10 protein-coding genes and 1 riboswitch are annotated in these 15,206 nt (G+C 43.5%); of the genes, 8 read left to right on the top strand and 2 right to left on the bottom strand.

Going from position 1 to position 15,206, the window contains the following annotated elements; all coding sequences use genetic code 11:
* Positions 1 to 155 precede the first annotated feature (155 nt).
* The 4 genes from L2748_RS03885 (at position 156) to L2748_RS03870 (ending at position 5,826) form a co-directional block, all read left to right on the top strand.
* Positions 156 to 1,745 (top strand): ABC transporter ATP-binding protein, encoded by a 1,590-nt coding sequence (locus L2748_RS03885; RefSeq protein ID WP_220780283.1) that lies wholly within the window; start codon positions 156 to 158, stop codon positions 1,743 to 1,745.
* Positions 1,742 to 2,872, top strand: coding sequence for an ABC transporter permease (locus L2748_RS03880; RefSeq protein ID WP_220759097.1), 1,131 nt, complete (start codon positions 1,742 to 1,744; stop codon positions 2,870 to 2,872). The genes L2748_RS03885 and L2748_RS03880 overlap by 4 nt, the downstream gene beginning before the upstream one ends.
* A 3-nt stretch (positions 2,873 to 2,875) precedes the next feature.
* Positions 2,876 to 3,841 carry an ABC transporter permease gene (locus tag L2748_RS03875; protein ID WP_220780284.1) on the top strand — a complete coding sequence of 322 codons (966 nt, stop codon included), beginning with the start codon at positions 2,876 to 2,878 and terminating at the stop codon, positions 3,839 to 3,841.
* Between the two features lie 626 nt (positions 3,842 to 4,467).
* A complete protein-coding gene (locus tag L2748_RS03870) occupies positions 4,468 to 5,826 on the top strand; it encodes an SNIPE associated domain-containing protein (RefSeq protein WP_220780285.1) in 1,359 nt (452 codons plus the stop codon).
* A 522-nt stretch (positions 5,827 to 6,348) separates the two neighbouring features.
* Here L2748_RS03870 and L2748_RS03865 read toward each other — a convergent pair.
* Positions 6,349 to 7,338 (bottom strand): class 1 fructose-bisphosphatase, encoded by a 990-nt coding sequence (locus tag L2748_RS03865; RefSeq protein ID WP_220780286.1) that lies wholly within the window; start codon positions 7,336 to 7,338, stop codon positions 6,349 to 6,351.
* A 267-nt stretch (positions 7,339 to 7,605) separates the two neighbouring features.
* Between L2748_RS03865 and L2748_RS03860 the strand changes: the two genes are divergently transcribed.
* Complete coding sequence (locus tag L2748_RS03860; RefSeq protein WP_220780287.1) at positions 7,606 to 9,849, top strand: S9 family peptidase; 2,244 nt, start codon at positions 7,606 to 7,608, stop codon at positions 9,847 to 9,849.
* 570 nt (positions 9,850 to 10,419) lie between these two features.
* Here L2748_RS03860 and arcA read toward each other — a convergent pair.
* A complete protein-coding gene (arcA, locus tag L2748_RS03855) occupies positions 10,420 to 11,136 on the bottom strand; it encodes a two-component system response regulator ArcA (RefSeq protein ID WP_012153996.1) in 717 nt (238 codons plus the stop codon).
* A 564-nt stretch (positions 11,137 to 11,700) separates the two neighbouring features.
* Here arcA and L2748_RS03850 point away from each other — a divergent pair.
* From L2748_RS03850 to L2748_RS03840, 3 genes are all read left to right on the top strand, one after another.
* Positions 11,701 to 12,129 (top strand): DUF3293 domain-containing protein, encoded by a 429-nt coding sequence (locus L2748_RS03850; RefSeq protein ID WP_220780288.1) that lies wholly within the window; start codon positions 11,701 to 11,703, stop codon positions 12,127 to 12,129.
* A 102-nt stretch (positions 12,130 to 12,231) separates the two neighbouring features.
* A riboswitch (Lysine riboswitch) is annotated at positions 12,232 to 12,412 on the top strand.
* A 147-nt stretch (positions 12,413 to 12,559) separates the two neighbouring features.
* Complete coding sequence (lysC, locus tag L2748_RS03845) at positions 12,560 to 13,933, top strand: lysine-sensitive aspartokinase 3 (protein WP_220780289.1); 1,374 nt, start codon at positions 12,560 to 12,562, stop codon at positions 13,931 to 13,933.
* A gap of 30 nt (positions 13,934 to 13,963) precedes the next feature.
* Positions 13,964 to 15,070: a succinylglutamate desuccinylase/aspartoacylase family protein gene (locus L2748_RS03840; RefSeq protein ID WP_220780290.1), complete on the top strand. Its 1,107-nt coding sequence runs from the start codon at positions 13,964 to 13,966 to the stop codon at positions 15,068 to 15,070.
* Positions 15,071 to 15,206: the final 136 nt, after the last annotated feature.

The following is a 15,206-nucleotide window of genomic DNA, read 5'->3' as shown; positions in this document are numbered from 1 at the left end:
CGTATTAAGATTGATTAAGCTCCCTAGTTGCTGACTGGGGAGCTTTATTATGAGTGGCAATTTTTAAGAGTTAATTTTCATACAAATCATTATTTGATCAATGTTTATTTATCAATGTCTATTCATCAATGTCGAACAAGGCATTTGAGATAATTATGACCATGTCTACATACGCAAAAGAAAAATCCGATGAACGTCCCACAGCACTTGAGCTTCGTGGTATCGACAAAAGATTTGGCGCTGTTCACGCCAACAAAGATATCTGCTTAAAAATTCCTGCTGGCACCATTCACGGTATTATCGGTGAGAACGGCGCAGGTAAATCCACCTTGATGAATATCATTTATGGTTTCTACACCGCTGATAAAGGTGAGATCCTAATTGATGGCGTTGAGCGCAAGCTGGCGAACTCTAAAGAGGCCATTAGTTATGGCATTGGCATGGTGCACCAGCATTTTATGTTGGTTGATAACTTCACCGTGCTTGAGAACGTTATTTTAGGTGCTGAAGAGGGCGGTTTACTTAAGCCGAGTCTTAGAAAAGCGCGTAAAGAGCTTGAGCGTTTAGCCAAAGAGTATCAACTTGATGTACCACTCGATAGCCTTATTGAGGAGTTGTCAGTTGGCCTGCAGCAACGGGTTGAGATCTTAAAAGCGCTATATCGCGGCGCAAAAATACTGATTCTTGATGAGCCTACAGGCGTACTTACACCACAAGAAACTGAGCACCTATTCCATATTTTTGATGCCTTGCGAGCGCAAGGGGTCACTATTTTACTTATCACCCATAAGCTGAAAGAGATCCTCTCGGCGACTGACAATGTGTCAGTAATGCGTCAAGGTGAAATGGTTGCTCACAGAGAAACGGCTCACACCAATAAAGAAGAACTCGCTGAGTTGATGGTTGGCCGCAAGGTTCGCCTACAAGCTGAAAAAAGCGATGCTAATCCAACTGAAGTATTGCTTTCAACCCACAACCTTACCTATACCGATTCAATGGGTGTTGATCGCCTTAAAGATGTGTCGATTGAAATTAAGGCCGGTGAAGTCGTAGGTGTTGCTGGTGTCTCTGGTAATGGTCAATCAGAGCTATTAAGTGCACTCGCTGGGCTTATCACACCAACGCGTGGTTCAATTAAGATTGCCGATAAGGTGATTGATGCCAATAACCCAACTTGCGCCGATGGTATGCGTCAATTAAAGGTTGGTCACATACCAGAAGATAGATTGGTCATGGGCTTAATCAAGACTTTCAGTGCTGAAGAGTCTGCCATTCTTGGCCATCACAATCAGTCGCAGTACAACGGCCATTTATTTAATAAGCCAAAATTCATTACCTCTGAATGTAAGCGCTTAATGGATGAGTGGGACGTTAGACCGCGTGATCCTAAGCTGAAAAGCTCATTGTTTTCAGGTGGTAACCAACAGAAGCTGATTATTGCCCGTGAAGTGGATCAAGACCCAGATATTTTGCTGATTGGTCAGCCGACCCGCGGTGTTGATATCGGTGCGATTGAGTTTATTCATAAACGCATTATTGAATTAAGAGAGCAGGGTAAAGGGATCTTACTGGTATCTGTCGAGCTAGATGAAGTGATGTCGCTTGCAGACCGAATAATCGTGATGTTCGACGGCCATATTGTGGGTGAGATTGATGCCAGCAAGGCTGATGAGAAAACCTTAGGAATGATGATGGCAAATATTCTGCCTGATGAGCTAGCTGCGGATAACGGAGGTCAGTTATGAACGACTCTAAAATCCCATCTTGGGTAAACATTTTTGTTTTGCCTCTGATTAATATCATGTTTGCGTTTGCGTTTGCCGCAGGTATTTTTATTGCGGTTGATGTCAACCCGATAGAAGCAGCTGGGGTGATGGTACGAGGCGCACTTGGTTACCAAGAGGGCATTGGTTACACGCTTTATTACGCGACTAACTTTATCTTTACCGGTTTGGCTGTAGCAATGGCATTCTCTGCCGGCCTATTTAACATTGGTGGTGAAGGCCAAGCCTATATGGGTGGCTTAGGTGTCGGACTGGCGTGTTTAGCACTCGATAGCACCTTGCCTTTCTGGGCGTTGCTGCCGATTACCATGCTTGCCAGTATGTTGTTTGGTGCGCTGTTTGCGCTGATCCCTGCATACTTACAGGCGTACCGTGGTAGCCATATCGTTATCACTACCATCATGTTTAACTTTATTGCTTCAGCGTTAATGGTTTACCTACTGGTAAACGTACTTAAACTTGAAGGACAAATGGCGCCAGTATCACGGGTATTTGATGAAAACGCGGGTTTGCCAATGTTCCATGAGATCGCAGCATGGTTTGGTTTCTCGTTCTCACAATCTCCAATGAACCTAAGTTTCTTTATTGCGCTTATCTGCTGTGTACTTGTATGGGCATTGCTGTGGCGCACTCGCTGGGGTTATGCCATTCGTGCAATGGGCGCAAGCCCAAGTGCAGCCGAATACGGCGGCATTAGCTACAAGAAGCTGATCATTGTAGTGATGCTTATCTCTGGTGCGCTATCAGGCATGATGGGCTTGAACGAAGTACAAGGGTACAGCCAGCAGCTTAAACTCGACTTCGTTGCCGGTTATGGCTTCACTGGTATTGCGGTGTGTTTGATTGGCCGTAGTCATCCGATAGGGATTATTTTGGCGAGTATTTTATTTGGCGTGCTGTATCAAGGCGGCGCAGAGTTGTCATTTGATTACCCGAATATCGACCGTGAAATGATCCAAGTAGTGCAAGCATTAGTGGTATTGTTTAGCGGCGCATTAGCATTAATGCTAGTGAAACCGACTGAGAAGCTATTTGTGTTTCTTAATCAAAAGAAAGCAGCCATCGGCAGCGTTAAGGCGGAGGCATAAATTATGTTTGAGAATATCATTCTAATCTTAGATGCAACGCTACGTGTATCGGCGCCGCTAATTCTAGCTGCACTGGCCGGTCTGTTCTCAGAACGCTCAGGTATCGTTAACATTGCCCTAGAAGGCAAGATGCTTTCAGCTGCCTTTGCCGCAGCGGCAACCGCTACAGTCACAGGCTCTGTGTGGCTTGGTCTGCTGGCAGGTATTGCTGTTTCAGTGATGCTGTCACTGGTGCATGGTTTTGCAACCATTACTCACCGCGGCGACCAAATCGTATCTGGTGTAGCCATCAACATGTTAGCGGTTGGTTTAACCGTTACCTTGGGTCGTTTCTGGTTCGGTTTAGGTGGGCAAACGCCAGCACTAACTGATGATTCACGCTTTACTGCGATTACACTTCCATTTGCAGATGCATTAGCCGATGTACCAGTTATTGGCATGGTTTATAGTCAGCTAATATCAGGGCACAATTTCTTAGTGTATCTGTCGCTGTTTGCTGTACCAGCCGTTTACTGGGTCGTTTATAAAACCCGTTTTGGTCTGCGATTACGTGCAGCCGGTGAAAACCCGCATGCGGTAGATACAGCTGGTATCTCCGTTGCGTGGATCCGCTACCGAGCATTGATTATTGCTGGTGTGTTAGCGGGTATGGCAGGTGCTTACTTGTCGACTGCCCACAGCGCAGGCTTTGTACCGAACATGAGTGCGGGTAAAGGCTTTATTGCGTTAGCAGCGTTGATTTTCGGTAAGTGGAAACCTGTGCCAGTATTGTTTGGTTGTTTACTGTTTGGTTTCTTAGATGCGATTGCGATTCGTTTGCAAGGTGTTGAGCTACCGCTAGTTGGCGAAATCCCAGTACAAGCGATTGAGGTGTTACCTTATATCCTAACGGTATTGTTACTAGCAGGCTTTATTGGCCGCGCGGTAGGACCAAAGGCGATTGGTAAACCTTACGTTAAATCTCGCTAGCGATAGCGTGGTTTATCGTTGTTGAAGTCTCGTTAATTTTCGCTAATAACGAACTTTTCGATTGAGATTAAAGAGTTTACTTGAGCTGATATTTGTAATGTTTGGCTCAGTAAACTCTTTTTGTTTTCTTGCCCAAAAGTAGGGCTGATGCAATCAAACTTCGTTTGAACTTAAAGTTAGACTGCGTCTAACAACTAAGGTCGTGACTGTGCCACATTGGTAATGCATCAGACTTCGCCGACCTTGATGTAATCAAGCTCCGCTTGATAAAGGTCGTGAGCTTTCAGCTCACACTCGGGCAAGAGGGGGACAACAGCTTCCCCCTCTTGACCCTTTCTTTTATAAAGAGTCCCAGCCGCCCCTGCGGAGTTGTCACCCTCGTACTTATGGATAAATCGCTAACGCTTCCGATGGGGCATCCTGCCCCGCGAAAGCTACACCGACATCCATGTCGGCATCACGCGATTTATTCCAACGTCCTTCGGCAACTCCGATGGGGATTTGGTGTGTTCTGTTGGCAATGATATGTGTTTTGCGTCACATAGTATTGTTTTATAGTGATTTTTGTTTTGGTGAATTCTTGCCAGAGATTAATGTGTAAGCTTCATATTCAGGAGCGAAAATAAATGCAGTACGAACCTATTTTAGTCGTCTTATTATTTGGACTATTAGTTAGTATATTTTTGGGCATAAAAACACATAGGAAAGCTAAGGAATACGAAAATAAGTATTCGAAAATTATTGATATAGATAAGGAAATTGAATCTAGGTTAAGTATTGCAAATGAAAAAGAGCAGGAAGCTATATCTACTGAAAGTAAAATTTTAAAACAAATAGAAGAGCTTAAGGCTAGCTACAGTGAAAAAAGAAAGATATTTGAACAGCTGAAGTTTGAAGCTGCCATTTATGATGAAGATATAGAATTAGCACAGCTAGGTTTTTACAAGCCTCATTTCGATTATGACACATCAGAGAAATTCAAAGATAAGTTATCTGAAACAAAAGCTCAACAGAAACAGATGATTACTGATAAAAGTGCTATTACATGCTCTACAGATTGGTCTGTGGATGGAAGTAAGGTTAAAGGTCGAACCATGACAAACCGGAATATTAGGATGACTGCTCGAGCATTCAATAATGAGTGTGACGCGGCTATTAGTAAGGTTTCATGGAGTAACGCAGATAGAATGGAGTTAAGAATCGAAAAAGCTTTTGACGCCATCAATAAGTTGAATGAGTCAAATTCAATTCATATCAACCGTGTATATTTAAATCTAAAACTTGATGAGCTTCGATTAACTCATGAATATCAAGAAAAGAAGCAGAGAGAAAAGGAAGAACAAGCTGAAATTCGCCAACAGATGCGAGAAGAAGCAAAGCTTGAAAAAGAGTTTTTGCAAGCGCAAAAGGAAGAGGATAAATACCAAAGTTTGTTAGAGAAGGCAAAACTTGAAGCTGAAAAAGCGACGGGCTCTAAACTCGATAAGCTGAATGAGAAAATTGAGGAACTTAATACTCAGTTGCTCCAAGCTCATCTGCAAAGTGAAAGAGCTAAATCGATGGCCGAACAAACTAAGATGGGGCACGTATATGTTATTTCTAATACAGGTTCGTTTGGTGAAAATGTTTATAAAATAGGTATGACGAGACGATTAGAACCGTTGGATCGAGTTAAAGAGCTAGGAGATGCAAGTGTCCCCTTTTTGTTTGACGTTCATGCAATGATTCACTCAAATGATGCTCCAAGACTAGAAAAAGAGCTACATAAACTGTTTGATGAGCAGCGTTTGAATCTTGTTAATCAACGAAAAGAGTTTTTTAATGTTTCTTTATCTGAGATAGAAAAGGCTGCTCTTTCCATTAGTCCTGATGCAGAGTTTATTGAAACTGCTGAAGCTCGAGAATATCGAGAAACTCTTGCTATTAGAGCTCAAAGAGAAAAGAAATCGTTAAATAATGACGATTTTTTACCTGAAACCATCTAAAACGATGTTTCTAATTGCTTTCAGTATGACGACTCAAGTTTGTAACGCTTGTTGTTAGAATAAGTAGGCAAATCCTACATAAAACTCCAATTCCCCATCGGAGTTGCCGAGGTCATTGAAGATAAATATCGTGATTGAGGCATGGATGCCGAGATAGCCTTAGGTGAGCCATGGACGGCGAATATGAGGCGATAGATATTTTCGAAAATGAGTGAGGATCAACAACTTCGTCGGGGGCGTCATGGTGGATGCAAGGAGGATAAGGACGAGCAGTCCTCCTTGCCCGGGTGTGGGATGGAATCCCACGACTTTAGTTGTTAGACGAAGTCTAACTTAAAGGTCAGGCGTAGCCTGATAGCGATAAGCCCAAGCGCCAGAGTTAGGCGCAAAAAGTTCGGCGCAAAAAAAGCACAACCCTACTAACATAGGATTGGCTTTTCTTTTAGATTTTTCTTTTCCGGCTCCAGCCGTCTCAGCCTTGCCTAGAACCTAGAACCTAGAACCTATCCCAACCCCTAGAACCTATAAAGAAGGCTCTTCACTGTAATCCTGAGCATGATACTCAAGACACATATCAACTTCATTGGCAGAGCCTAAGATCACCGCTACACGTTGGTGAATTTCAGTTGGCTGAATATCCATAATGGTTTCATAACCCGTCGACGCTTTACCGCCTGCTTGCTCTACCAAGAATGCCATTGGGTTTGCTTCGTACATTAAACGTAGCTTGTATGGCTTTTCTGGGTTCTTGTTGTCTGTTGGGTAAGTGAAGATACCGCCGCGGCAAAGTACGCGGTGTACGTCGCCCACCATGGCGGCAATCCAGCGCATGTTGAATGACTTTTCACGTGGGCCAATCTTACCTAGCAATAAATCACTGATGTAAGTCTGCATTGGTGCTTCCCAGAAGCGTTGGTTTGACATGTTAATGGCAAACTCGCCTGTGTCTTTGCTGATAGCCATCGCACCATCAGTTAGCAAAAACTCGTTAGTTTCTGGGTTTAGGGTAAATAGCTGTACGCCTTGACCTGTAGTCAGTGCAAGCATGGTTGATGGGCCGTATAGCACATAACCTGCGGCAACTTGGTTGCGACCTGCTTGTAAGAAACTGTTTTCAGTTAGCTCGCCTGCAGGCGCTGGCAATACTGAAAAGATAGTACCCACAAGTGAGTTGATATCGATGTTTGAAGAGCCATCTAGTGGGTCAAAACACACTAGGAACTCGCCGTTTGCATCGGCTTCAACTACATAGTCTTCTTCTTCAGAGGCGATACCACGTACTTTACCGTCAGCCTTTAGGGCATCTTTAAGCATATCATTGGTGATGATATCGAGTTTCTTCTGAGTCTCACCTTGAACGTTTTCTTGCTCTGTTGCGCCTAATACGCCGGCTAGTGCGCCGTGACGAACCGCGTGGCTAATCTCTTTAGAAGTATTAGCTAAGGTCAGAATAAGTTTTTCAAGAGTAGGGGAAATTGCTTGTGATGTCAGGTTTTCAGCCAGAGTTTGCATCTTGTTTCCTATACAATTTTACGTGAGTAAATTGAGTTTGAGGTCAGGACAAAAGTGTATTCTTTATTATTGACGCGATGATACCTGAGAACGCTAGTTTTTTCAGCTGTAAAGATTGGCTTTTCAACTGCTAAGAGTGATGTCATTTGAGCAATTTTTGTTTTGCTACTGATTAAGGCACAATGTAGGCGAATTTTCAGCCGAACAGTCAGTTAACTGATTCTAATTTAACTAAAGACGACTTCGGGTTTAATCCAGGGAATAATAATGAAAAAAAATTGGATGAGTTTACTGTTAGCCTCTTTGCCTTTGGTGCTTAGCTCTACAGCAGCTCAAGCATCATCACTCCCCGGTGGCACTGAGCCACTCACTATCGAGCGTATGTACGCTTCTCCTGCGCTTGCTGGCAGCAGCCCTAGAGGGCTCAAGCTATCACCGGATGGCAAGCGTGTTACTTACCTTGCAGGTCGTAAAGACAATCAGCATTTGTATGACTTGTGGCAGATGGATGTCGCAACTGGTAAGCAAAGCCTGCTAATTGATGCCGATAAGCTGGAAGCCGGTGAACTGTCGGACGAAGAAAAGGCGCGCCGTGAGCGTCAGCGTATTTATGGTCAAGGGATCATGGAATACTTTTGGTCTAAAGATGGCGAGGCGATTTTAATCCCTGCTGCGGGTCAGTTGTATTACTACTCGGTGGCAGATAACAAGGTTAAGTTGCTGGCAACCGGCGAAGGCTTTGCTACTGATGCGAGATTGTCACCTAAAGGGCACTTCGTGTCATTTGTGCGTGAGCAAAACTTGTATGTGTTGGACTTAAAAACTCAGGACATTACTGCATTAACCACTGATGGTGGCGGCGCGATTAAAAACGCTATGGCTGAGTTTGTTGCCCAAGAAGAGATGGGTAGAATGACTGGCTACTGGTGGGCGCCGGATGAGTCGGCGATTGCCTATACTCGCATCGATGAGTCGGGCGTGGAATTGGTTACCCGCAATGAAATTTATGCCGACGGAATTAAGCTGACCGAGCAGCGTTATCCCTATGCTGGCGAGAATAACGTCAAAGTTGAGCTCGGCGTAGTGACGCTTAAAGATAAACAAGTCGCTTGGGTGGATTTAGGTAAAGACACTGATATCTACTTGCCACGGGTTAAATGGTTGCCTGACAGCAAACATTTGTCGTATCAATGGCAGAGCCGCGATCAGCAAGCGCTCGATCTGCGCGTTGTAGCAATTGATGATATAAAAAATGATAAAGACTTAGTTAAAGAGCGCAGCGAGGCTTGGGTAAACCTTAATGACGACTTGCACTTTTTGAAGCAGCAAAAGGCGTTTATCTGGGCGTCTGAACGTGATGGTTTTAACCATCTGTATTTGATTGGCTTAGATGGCAAAGTTATCCGTCAGCTCACCTCCGGTGATTGGGCGGTTGATGCCGTTGAGTATATCGATGAAAAAGCCGGTGAAGTTTACTTTACTGGCCGTAAAACCAAAGTTACTGAGAAGCAGCTATACCGCGTCGCTCTCGCTGGTGGCAAGGTTGAAAGCATTAGCCAGCGTAGCGGCATGCATTCAACAGTATTTGCCGACAACAAACCAGTATACCTTGATTACTTCAGTAGTTTGTCACAGCCACCACAGGTGAGCTTGCATGATCAAAGCGGCAAGCGTCTCGCTTGGGTAGAGCAAAATGAGGTGAAGAAGGGGCATCCTCTTTATGATTACTTTGGTTTGTGGCAAGTACCAGAGTTTGGCGAGCTAAAAGCTGAAGACGGCCAAATGCTGCAGTATCGTCTGTTCAAACCCACTAACTTTGATGCTAACAAGCAGTATCCGGTTGTAGTGCGTGTATATGGTGGCCCTCATGCACAGCTGGTAGTCAATAGCTGGAGTCATCAAGACTACTTTACTCAACACTTATTGCAGCAAGGCTATATTGTTTATCAGCTCGATAACCGCGGCTCAGCTCATCGCGGTACCAAGTTTGAATATGTGATTTACAAGCAGCTTGGTGAAGTAGAAGTGAACGATCAAAAGGTGGGCGTGGATCACCTGCGCACTCTGCCATATGTCGATAGCGGCAACATTGCTATCTATGGTCATAGCTATGGTGGCTATATGGCATTGATGAGCATCTTTAAAGCACCAGACTACTTTAAAGCGGCGATCTCGGGTGCACCTGTGTCTGACTGGTCTTTGTATGATACGCATTACACAGAGCGTTATATGGGCAACCCTACAACCAATGCCGAAGGTTATGAAGCGAGCAGTGTGTTGCCGTACGTTGGTGGCTATGAGTCAGGATTGCTGATGTACCATGGCATGGCTGACGATAACGTATTATTTGAAAACAGTACTCGGGTTTACAAGGCGCTGCAGGATGAAGGCAAGTTGTTCCAGATGATCGATTATCCAGGCTCTAAGCACTCTATGCGCGGGGAGAAGGTACGAGTGCATTTGTATCGCTCACTGGCGGACTTTTTAGATCGAGAGCTCAAGGGTAATTAATTGTCTTAGCAGCATTATTAGTTAGCTTAAGATAAAGCTTACTATCAAATTAAAGGCACTTATTCATTAGCTAAGGTTAATGGTAAGTGCTTTTTATTGCTGCAATCAATAGTAAATATGTTGAGGGTTGAGTATTTATATTGCTGATATAGTTAAATAAAACTCATATGTAATTGGCTAATATTTTGTTTGGTAATATTTATATTAAGTTATTTTAATGGCTTCAACTCTCAGTAAATAAGTCCTAAATACTACTTAATAGGTAGATTACTATATTGGGATATAGTCCAGAATTGAGCGCTATAATCCGTATTTATTCGCTTAAAGAATACTTTTATTACAATGATTATTATTGCTTTAGTTGTTGGTTAACTGCATCAATATAGGCAATGTATAAAGCGTAATTGAATTATGGATAGGATCTTACCGTATGTGTTCCGGTAAACGTAATTCAGCCTAACAGGTCAATAATAAGTGGCTTGAGAAAAGCGGATATAAAAAAAGCCAGTCATATGACTGGCTTTTTCAGCTGTGTAATATCGGTAATGTTACCGGTATAGAAGCTCGGAATTAATCTTCCAAGCTACCACAGAAACGGTAACCTTCGCCGTGGATAGTTGCGATGATTTCTGGCGTATCTGGCAAGCTTTCGAAGTGCTTACGGATGCGACGGATAGTCACGTCAACTGTACGGTCATGTGGCTTAAGCTCACGGCCAGTCATCTTCATTAGAAGGTCTGCACGGCTTAAGATCTTACCTGGGTTCTCAACAAAGTGAAGCATCGCGCGGAATTCACTGCGTGGTAGCTTGTAAGACTCACCTTGTGGGCTAACTAGAGAACGGCTGTTGATTTCAAGGCTCCAACCGTTGAAACGGTAGAACTCAACTGCACTTTTCTCTTCTGAATCAGTACCAGTGCTATTAACGCGAGTTAATAGGTTACGAGCACGGATAGTTAATTCACGTGGGTTGAATGGCTTAGTGATATAATCATCAGCACCAATTTCAAGACCCAAGATCTTATCAACTTCGTTATCACGGCCCGTTAGGAAGATTAGACCGATATTATTAATTTCACGAAGCTCACGAGCTAATAAAAGACCGTTTTTACCTGGTAAGTTAATATCCATAACGACCAAGTTAACTTTGTTGTCTTGCATAGCCTTATGCATTTCAGCGCCGTCATTGGCTTCAGTTACCACATATCCTTCTGCTTCAAAAATACTTCTAAGTGTGTTTCTTGTTACTGCTTCATCTTCAACAATCAGAATGTGCGGGTTTTGCATATTAATTACCTAATTTCTGTCAATTATAACCATGAGCATAAAAACTTTTATGCTCCATCTAGCCATGCTGATAATTCACTGATACACGTAGGTGCTTTCAAATCTGGTTTGAAACAGCAACACACTGCATGCGCTAGCAAAGTATGGGTATCTCACATAATGGAAAAACATGAACTGCTTAAACTTTGATTAACAATAGTAGGGAAAAGTTCCTTAGCTACCGTTTTATATGAAGTTTAAATGTTAAATCAAACATAGTTCACATTTGATACTGCTGTGTGGATTACGCTTCTGTCTGTTTCGAGTATGTGTAACAAAATGTTTTCGTTACATGTATCAGGGTGAGCTAATCAACAGGTACTATTGTACTCGTTTTAGGCATTTGTTAACAAATGAAATGTTAACAAAATTCCTCGATGATATGATTTAGATCACTATTTGATTTCTATCTAATTGATTTTATTTATATTGGATAAAAGGTTAATTGTGATTAATGTCACGCTACTGGGAAGCGCTAACGAGTTTGCTATAATAATTGCACCTAAATTGGAGAATTTGTTAGCAATGAATAACTCGGTCGACAGCCTCTGGCATTACTATCAACAAACAGAATTCCTATTTACTCAAATCCTATCCACGCAATTATCGTTTGCGATTATCACCGCATACAACCCTAAAGGCGAAGTGCTATCAGCGCCGCAAAACGGTCTGTTAGATCGTAAATTACAACATGAAATAAACAGATTAGGGCTCCCTTATCGCTCTATGGTTGGCGCATCACAAGACCGCTCTCATATGGAAAAAAGTTGGGCGATAGCCACCGATAAGGCCTCTGCTATTAAGTTAGGTTGTCTGTTTAATCAGAACGCTATTTATTATGTTGAAGCCGATAACTTGCAATTGGTGCCATGCTTGATGGCACAAGAGGAGACGCTTTTAGGTGCATTTTCGCCACGCGTCAATCGGGTGTTAGAACTGCCTGATATTGAGTAAAACTAAATCAGTTTAGATTTCCGTTGACTTGATTGATTAAATTTTGATATTTTTCAGTCTCTTGTTTTTGTATGCAAAGTAAACATTGTTTGTGTGAAAAACGAGTGCAGAAGAGGAGCGCTAACTAGGTAGTAAGTTTGAGGGACCAAACCCGTTGATAACTTATGATGGAGATTAGCGCCGAGATATTCAATGCAATTTGGTTGCGCTTGAATGTTGGTCGTACAGGCTGAATCCTGACGATTGTCACCGATATTTATTATGGTGGAGAGCTTCTGGTGACGATCGCTGTTTCCCATCTTTTGGGGTGCATATCATAGCACCAGGCTCTTCGAACGAAGTTAGTTCGGAGCTTATTCATGTTTGTTTTAAATCTTATTTTTAGTCAAAACCCTTCTCTATCGCTTGCTGTTTGTCAGGAGGCAGGATTATGTCTGTAGCATTAACCCCGTCTGAGTTGACCGTTGCCAAGTTTGGTGGAACGTCAGTTGCTGATCACGCAGCCATGCAGCGCTGCGCAGATATCATTATTGCTAACCCACAAACTCGTGTGGTGGTGGTAAGCGCTTCAAGTGGCGTGACAAATCAATTGGTCGCCTTAACACAAGAATCAACAACGACTGAGCAGTCGAAAGAGTTGATAAAGAAAATAGCCTCTATTCAGTATCAAATTCTAGATCAACTGAATAACCCAAGTGATGTGGCGGCTAAGATTGATAGGGTCTTAAGTCATATTGCCACCTTAAGTGAGCGCCTCAAGTTAACGCGTAGTAAAGCGGTTATTGATGAATTACTTTCTCAAGGTGAAGCATGCTCTTCGGTATTTTTTGCCGCGGTGCTGCGTGAAAAGGGCGCGAGTGCAAGCGCATTTGATGTACGCCAAGTCCTTCGCACTGATAGTCATCACGGCAAAGCTGAGCCGCAAATTGAGCAAATTGCTGAGCTGACCCAAGCCCATTTACAACCGCTGTTAGCAGAGCAGGTGATTGTGACTCAAGGCTTTATCGGCGCGGATAGCGATGGCAATACCACGACTTTAGGCCGTGGTGGTAGTGATTACTCTGCGGCGCTATTAGCTGAGGCATTGCAAGCTAACGCGGTTGAGATTTGGACCGATGTTGCTGGAATTTATACCACTGACCCGAGACTTGCACCTAACGCTAGCCCGATTGCTGAGATTAGTTTTAACGAAGCCGCTGAAATGGCGACTTTTGGCGCTAAGGTTTTACACCCTGCAACGATATTGCCTGCGGTTAGGCAAAAGATTCAGGTATTTGTTGGCTCGAGTTGGGCGCCGGAGCAAGGTGGTACTTGGATTCGTCACAAGGTATCGAGTGAGCCTGTATATCGCGCAGTAGCACTACGCAGAGATCAAACATTACTTAATTTACACAGTCTGCAAATGTTACACGCTCAAGGCTTTTTAGCTGAGACATTTGCGACGCTCGCAAGGCATAAGATCAGTGTTGATTTGATCACTACCTCAGAGGTGAACGTTGCACTAACCCTAGATAAAACCGGTTCAGATTCAAGTGGTCAAGGTTTACTTAGTGAAGCATTACTGCAAGAGTTATCGCAGCATTGTCGGGTGCGAGTTGAAGACGGCTTAGCGCTGGTGGCGGTGATTGGTAACAATATTGCCTCTACTGCAGGTGTTTGTCGCCGGGTATTTGAAGTACTTGAAAGCTATAACGTGCGCATGATTTGCCAAGGGGCTAGCCCACATAATCTGTGTATCTTGGTTGACGAGCTAGAGGCGGGTAATGTGATCCGCGCCTTACATGAAAACCTGTTTGAGGCATGATTTAGTGTTAAGTGATGGAGCTTATTCTTGATGAAGTTTACTCAGTCTAGTCTTGTTGTTGGAGAGCTAGCAACAGGACAAGCGCTAAGTGTGCCGGTGTTTCATATGCCTGCTAAAGATAGCGCTGCAGCAAAAGTCTTTATTCAAGCCAATGTTCATGGCGCTGAAGTGCAAGGTAATGCCGTTATTTTTCAGTTGATGAAACAGCTAGAGCAAATGGATGTGCAAGGGGAAGTGACCTTGCTTCCTTTAGCTAATCCTTTGGGGATTAATCAAAAAAGCGGCGAGTTTACTCTAGGCCGCTTTGATCCGATAACCGGGGTTAACTGGAACCGTGAGTACTTGGAACACAACATTGATATCGCTAGTTGGTATCAACAGCATCATCATTTAAGTGACCAAGCGCTAATCGACGCATATCGCATCCAGCTTATTGAATCATGTCATGCACACCTCAATAGTGAGTGGGGGGTGACCACGGGCAAGCGTTTAGCGGTAACGTTACAATCAATGGCACATGCTGCTGATATTGTGATTGATCTGCATACCGGACCTAAGTCTTGTAAGCACATGTATTGTCCAGAGTATGATGTTGAGTCGGCATCATTCTTTTCGATTCCCTTTACGCTAGTGATCCCTAATGACTTTGGCGGCGCGATGGATGAGGCTGCGTTTTGTCCATGGTGGCAATTGTCTGAGTATGCGCGCTCACAAGGTCATGATTTAGCTGTAGCGGTCTCCGCCTTTACTTTAGAACTCGGTAGCCAAGAACGTATTGATATGGATGATGCGCTTAATGATGCACAAGGGATCCTTGCGTATTTGAGTCATCGCGGTGTGGTGGCTGAAAAGGTGACTGCAGCTGAAATGCCAAGATCCGCTTGCTATCTTAAAGATTATAAGAAGTTTCATGCGCCCGCAGCGGGAATGGTTGAGTATAAAGCTGAGCTCGGTCATATGCTTTATTCTGGAAAACCGCTAGCAAATGTTCTAAGGCTAGACCGCTATGGTACGGACGAAGAGTTTATTGAGCTCACATTGCAGCAAAATTGTGTACCTATTCTGCATTTTGCCTCGGCCTCTGTTTATCAAGGTACCGAGCTTTATAAGGTGATGACTAACCTGTTTAAGCTCTAAAACGTAAGCTAGCGTTTACGTAAATTAGGCTTGATAGCCTAATCAAATAAATCGCATTGTTAGTTTTTTGTTTGTCGTTGTTTGCCTCTGTGTTAATAATGTCGTTTCCTAAGTTAAACGTACTACCTGTTTTGTT

The organism is Shewanella sairae (assembly GCF_023283535.1).
Taxonomy (GTDB): domain Bacteria; phylum Pseudomonadota; class Gammaproteobacteria; order Enterobacterales; family Shewanellaceae; genus Shewanella; species Shewanella sairae.
The sequence above is the reverse complement of the archived record's forward strand: the minus strand, read 5'-3'. Positions and strand labels throughout refer to the sequence as shown.